Genomic DNA, 5,810 nt, shown 5'->3' on the forward strand with positions numbered 1-5,810 from the left:
GGGGATTGAGGGGTGGGGTAAAACGGCTGTGGGACAATGCGACAGACCACTACTGGACTGTCTAGACTAAAATGTTACATTATTCGCTGGTTGCCCGAATTCAATGAACGATTGAGCAAATTCAACGAATGATTGAGCAAATTCAATGTTCGCAGTGCTTACATCCCCGATTTCTTTGACAAATCGGGGATTTTGTTTCTCACGAATGATTTAGGATTGCCATACCAACTTATCTTTCTGGTGGTAAATCTAATTCGTAAACAATTTTCCCTGCTAAATTACGCAGCGTTACTGTCATTACTTTTGTATTTGCATTGATTTTAACTCCTCCAAAGAATTGCAAACCTTCACTTGGAGGACGATTTGCTTTTGTACCTGTAGGAAGGCTTTGGAATTTCAATTCTGGGCCAAAAGTATTTTCCAATTGGTTAGGGCCAAATGTACCAGAATTCAAAGGGCCAGCGACAAATTCCCAAAAAGGTTTAAAGTCTGTAAACTGGGCTTTTGCAGGGTTGTAATAATGAGCTGCTGCATAATGTACATCAGCAGTTAACCAAACAACATTCTGGATATTTTTGTTTTTGATAAATCGCAATAAATCAGCAAGTTCTAATTCTCTTCCTAAAACCGGGCCGTCTCCATTAGCCCAAGCTTCAAAATCTGTGCTACCGTCTCTAACTATTAATCCCAGAGGCATATCGCTAGCAATTATTTTCCATGTAGATTTTGATGAGAGTAATTGTCTTTTTAACCACTGTATTTGCGTTCTGCTTAAAAATTGCGTTTCTGCACTTGGTATCGATTGATTATTAGGAGTATTTGGCCCTCGGTAAGTGCGTTCATCGAGCATGAAAATATCTAATAATGGCCCATAATTGAAGGAGCGATAAATTCTCGTTTTATCTGGATTGTTTGTTTCGTATCCAATAGGTGTATACTCTAAAAATGCTTGTCTTCCTCTTTGGGCTAGCAAGTTAACATCTTTAACTGTATAGCGATTATCGCTTAAAAGAACTTCTCCCGGATACCAGTTATTTGTAACTTCATGGTCGTCCCACTGTGCCAAAATCGGAACTTCGGCATTGAAACGTTTAATATTATCATCAAGCAAATTGTAGATATAATTGCCACGAAATTCTTTTAATGTTTCTGCAACTTTAGATTTTTCTGGTGTAGTAATATTTTTCCAAATTGTGCCGTCATCTAAGGTAACTTCTGCTTGAATTGGGCCATCGGCATAAATATTATCGCCAGAATGAATGAAAAAGTCAGGCTTCAGTTGGCGCATGGTTTCATAAATTTTCATTCCACCGAAATTAGGATTTATTCCCCATCCTTGACCGGCGGTGTCACCACCCCAAACAAAGAATATATCTCGCGCATATTTGGAGGGACTGCGGAAACTGCCTTTCACAGCTGCGCTATAGGTATTTTTATAATCTAAATCTTGAAAAATTACCCGATAAAATATTTGTTGGTCTGGTGGTAAGTTCTTCAAAAAAAGTCGTGCTGTAAAATCACTATCTTTTAAAGCATTTGGCCCTACAATTCGCTGGACATTTTTAAAAGATTCGCTGGTAGAATATTCTACAATCATTTTGGCAGGGCGATCGCTCTTACTCCAAATCACAATGCCATCGTTAGATATATCTCCGCTAGCTACGCCATAAGGTATGTTAGGACGCATTTTGTCAGAGGTAATAATTGCAGGTGCTTCTCCAAAAACCGGTGATTTCGATACAACATTGGTGGCGATAATCCCACCTGCTGTTATAGTAGAACGTAGCAAAAACTGGCGACGGTTTAGCATATTAAATAATATCAAGCCTAAAAACCATTACACGATAAGTCTCTACCATATTCCTCTGGAGCTATAAGTAAAGATTGAGTTATCGAATGGTTAATAAATATTGAATTTTTGTAATTTTATTTAACTTATAAAAAGGTGTCTTTAATTCCATCCATTCTAGGGATGGGATTAAAGACAACCCTACACCGTTGACAGTTAACAGTCAACAGTCAACATTCTCTAAATAAATTCGGATTATCATATATTATTTTTACCTGAAATTAAAGTTTACTTAAACTCATAACTCCAAAATAATATTTCTAAACTTGATGTCTGGATTGCTTGCAAAATTTTATCGTGAGGAAAAAAATGAAATTTATTTCACAAATAGTGCTTGCTGGTAGTCTTGCTCTAGGTTTAGCTAGTGTAGATATGAAATCTGTATCTGCGGCAATTATTAATTACGCTTTTACAGTAGATAGTCCGACAAAGAAGGGACAAGGCTTTTTTAGTTTTGATGACTCAAGTTTTAGTAATGATAGTATTCCAGAGGCGATCGCTACTTCAGTCTCTTTTAAATTTGATGGCGAATCGATAATTTACACCGAGGAAAATGATATAAATTATCCAGATTTTCCCATTGTCTATTCAATAAACCAAACATCGTTTCTCGGATTAGAATATACCTTTAACGATATCAATCCCGAAAGCTTCATCACCTACGAAATCGTTGGTAATAACTTTACAGTACTTTCTAGCACTTCTCCAAATACTGAACTTTTTTCTGGTCAAGTTTCTTATCAAAAAGTACCGGAACCTACAACTATAGGTGGTGTTCTCTTGGTTTGTGGTGTTGTTGGGATATTAAAGGTAAAAGGAACCTCCATCAAAAAGGTTAAAGCTTAACTTGATTTTGGCAAAGTTAGAAAATATCAGGTTAAACAAACATAGAAATCCTTTTTATTTACTTAATCTTTTTTTAACCTTAATTTAATTAATAGATAAATAAAGTATCGATATCTGATACTTTATTTTTATTTTTACTCTTCAGAAACAAGCAAATGTAACATCTGTCTTTGTAATAAATAATACAATGTGACCAGCGATCGCTATTTGGGTAAACTTAATTTTCCCCATCTAATCTGTGACTTTTAGTTAACAATTTGGGAAAAATAAGTTTGTAACAATTGATGAAGTTAAAAATTAGCGAGACGATTGTTCAGCATGTTACCAGAAATATTACCTCAGCAGTCTAGTCTTGAGAGTATGATGCCTACAAGTAGTGTCAAAAATGCTAATCAACCGAACTTGCGCTTAGAGTCCACTTTACAAGAATTACCGTTTTGGCAGGTTTGCCTTGAAGTAGAGCATCTAGGTAATGATTTAGCTACGCTTTTTAACCAAGAGCCTTTACTACCAGGAATTATTCTGAATAATCATCAAGAATATGTCGGGATGATTTCACGGCGGAAATTCTTTGAGGAGATGAGCCATCCCTATAGTTTGTCACTATTTTCCTTCAGACCAATTAAAATTCTTTACAAATTTTTCCAGAGAGAGATATTAATACTTTCTGAGGATATGTCCATTGTCAAAGCCACTGAAGTAACTTTGCAACGGCCGCATCAAATTGCCTATGAACCGATTTTAATTAAAAGTGCATCTGGAAAATATAGCTTGATTGATTTTCATCAATTACTTTTAGCCTACTCTCAAATTCACGTTTTAACACTAGTTCAATTACAGCAGGTAGAAGAACAATCGAGGGTTGCAAAAGCAGGCTTTCAGGATTTACAACAAAATTATACTAGATTAATTCAAAATGAAAAAATGGCTGCCTTGGGACAATTGGTGGCTGGAATTGCTCATGAAATTAACAACCCAGTGAATTTTATTGCTGGTAATCTTGTCCATGCCATTGAGTATAGCGAGAATTTGCTGAGTTTAATTAAATTGTATCAGCAATGTTATCCCGAACCAGCAGGGGAAATAAAAACTGCGATCGCTCAAATTGAACTCGATTTTTTAACTAGAGATCTCCCTCAACTTCTCAATTCCATGAAAGTGGGTACAAAGCGCATCGAAGAAATAATTCTTTCCTTGCGAAACTTTTCTCGCCTCGATGAATCTGAGAAAAAATTAGTTGACATCCACGAAGGTATTGAAAGTACTTTATTAATTTTACAAAGTCGTTTTAAAAATCATCAAATTGAACAAAATATCAACGTAATTAAAGAATATACAAATCTTCCCTTAGTGGAATGTTATCCCGGACTACTCAATCAAGTATTTATGAATATTTTGGCAAATGCTATTGATGCTATAGAAGAGAGAATAGGAAGTAAGGAATCGGAAGTGAGTAGTCAAGATTTAGCTTCAGTTTTCTGCAAACTGGGGGATAGAAGAAGCACAGAAGATGTAAATCATAATTCAATTTACACTCAAAATTCAACACTCTCAAAACCTACAATTAACATTCGTACTGAATTTATCAACCCCAAGGAAGTCATTATTCGTATTGCTGATAATGGTTCTGGGATTCCAGAAAATTTACAAAAGCGATTATTCGATCCATTTTTCACTACAAAACCGGTTGGTAAAGGAACTGGATTAGGGTTATCTATTAGTTATCAAATTATTGTAGAAAAACATCGTGGTCAATTACAATGTATTTCTGCTTCTGGTAAAGGAACTGAGTTTATTATTAAAATTCCAGTTGAACTTAGTTCCTGTGTTTAGTATCAATTCAAGTATAGAAATTAGCAATTGCAACGTCTCTAAAATGAATTAATTACTGTCTCATTTGTGGTGTTTGTAGACTTTGCAGACTCTAATTCAATATCATCTATTCGATTAAATTCACCAGCACGCCAACTATCAGCAGTATCCTTAATAAAACTAGCAACTGGAATTGCAATTAACAAACCTAAAACGCTTCCTAATTTAGCTCCTAGTAATAAAGAAATGACCACCCAAACCGGATTTAAGCCTGTTAAATTGCCGAGAATTCGGGGCGCAATAAAATTAGAATTAACTTGATCTATAGCAACAGCGACACCTAAAACTTCCACTCCTAACCAAAAATTTTGCAACGCTACCAAAAGGCTGACTATACCGATACCTATTCCTGTACCAAAAGGAAATAAAGAAAACAAGCCAATACCAATACCAAAAAGTAGCGCTAAGGGTACTTGCAAAATCCAAAACGCCAGTGTAATGGTCACTCCCAGCACAGCACCCAATGTAGCCTGACCGATAAAATAATTGTGGAAATCCTCTCGGAGTAACTGCCGGACTTTTGAACCAATATTAGGGGAAAACCATTGAAAAATACCATCCCAAAGACGTTCCCCGTTCAATATCAAGTAGATAGTCAGCACCACCGCCAGCAGTACGTTCACCACAATACCAATAGTGTCAACAGCAAAACTGAGAATTCTCCCCGTGAAAGACTGGAGTTGATTAGATAATCTTTCTAAAATTTCGCTAACCAAAGCACTTAAATTAATCGGTAAATGCTGTTGACTTAATGCCCAATCTTGAAAAGCTTGTAACTGCTGAGTACCAGAATCAATCCAACTAGGCAAAATATTAGCTAATTCATTGAGTTGTTGTATGATTAGCGGCACTAAAGTGATGCCCAAACCCACTATAATCACCACAGTCAACAGTAACACTCCCCCAATGGCCAAGTTTCGTTTCACCCCTTGTTGCTGAAGAAACTGAATTGGATAGTCCAAAACGAAAGCCAAGAGGATAGCCGCAACAATAATGCTTACCAGAGGTTGAAAATACTGCACAACCTGGAGAAACAGCCAGCCGTTGAGAATAATAATCGGGAACGCCAACCCTATATTTAACCATCGTGGCAGTTTGTTTGCTGTTTGCATTAGTGATGATTACTCCACAAGAGTTTTAATTTTATTTTGCTTGTTGTTGACTGTTGACTGGTGACTGGTGACTGTTGACTGGTGAGTTATTATTTTCCCCTGCCCCATGCCCCATGCCCCATTTACATTTG

Annotated in this window: 4 protein-coding genes; 2 read left to right on the top strand and 2 right to left on the bottom strand. The window is 36.4% G+C overall.

Going from position 1 to position 5,810, the window contains the following annotated elements; genetic code table 11:
• Nucleotides 1-229: 229 nt before the first annotated feature.
• Nucleotides 230-1,810 (bottom strand): alkaline phosphatase, encoded by a 1,581-nt coding sequence (locus GNE10_RS31290; RefSeq protein ID WP_185569783.1) that lies wholly within the window; start codon nucleotides 1,808-1,810, stop codon nucleotides 230-232.
• 348 nt (nucleotides 1,811-2,158) lie between these two features.
• On the opposite strand from GNE10_RS31290, the gene GNE10_RS31295 reads away from it, so the two are divergent.
• Together GNE10_RS31295 and GNE10_RS31300 are read left to right on the top strand one after the other, a co-directional pair.
• Nucleotides 2,159-2,695, top strand: coding sequence for a PEP-CTERM sorting domain-containing protein (locus GNE10_RS31295; RefSeq protein WP_185569785.1), 537 nt, complete (start codon nucleotides 2,159-2,161; stop codon nucleotides 2,693-2,695).
• A 318-nt stretch (nucleotides 2,696-3,013) separates the two neighbouring features.
• The gene (locus GNE10_RS31300; RefSeq protein ID WP_260447108.1) at nucleotides 3,014-4,528 is read left to right on the top strand and encodes a sensor histidine kinase; all 1,515 of its coding nucleotides are present in this window, start codon (nucleotides 3,014-3,016) and stop codon (nucleotides 4,526-4,528) included.
• Between the two features lie 38 nt (nucleotides 4,529-4,566).
• Here GNE10_RS31300 and GNE10_RS31305 read toward each other — a convergent pair whose 3' ends face one another.
• Entirely contained in the window at nucleotides 4,567-5,679 is a 1,113-nt protein-coding gene (locus GNE10_RS31305; protein WP_099072534.1) for an AI-2E family transporter, read from the bottom strand.
• Between the last annotated feature and the right edge of the window lie 131 nt (nucleotides 5,680-5,810).

Source organism: Nostoc sp. 2RC (assembly GCF_014222165.1).
GTDB classification, from domain to species: domain Bacteria; phylum Cyanobacteriota; class Cyanobacteriia; order Cyanobacteriales; family Nostocaceae; genus Nostoc; species Nostoc linckia.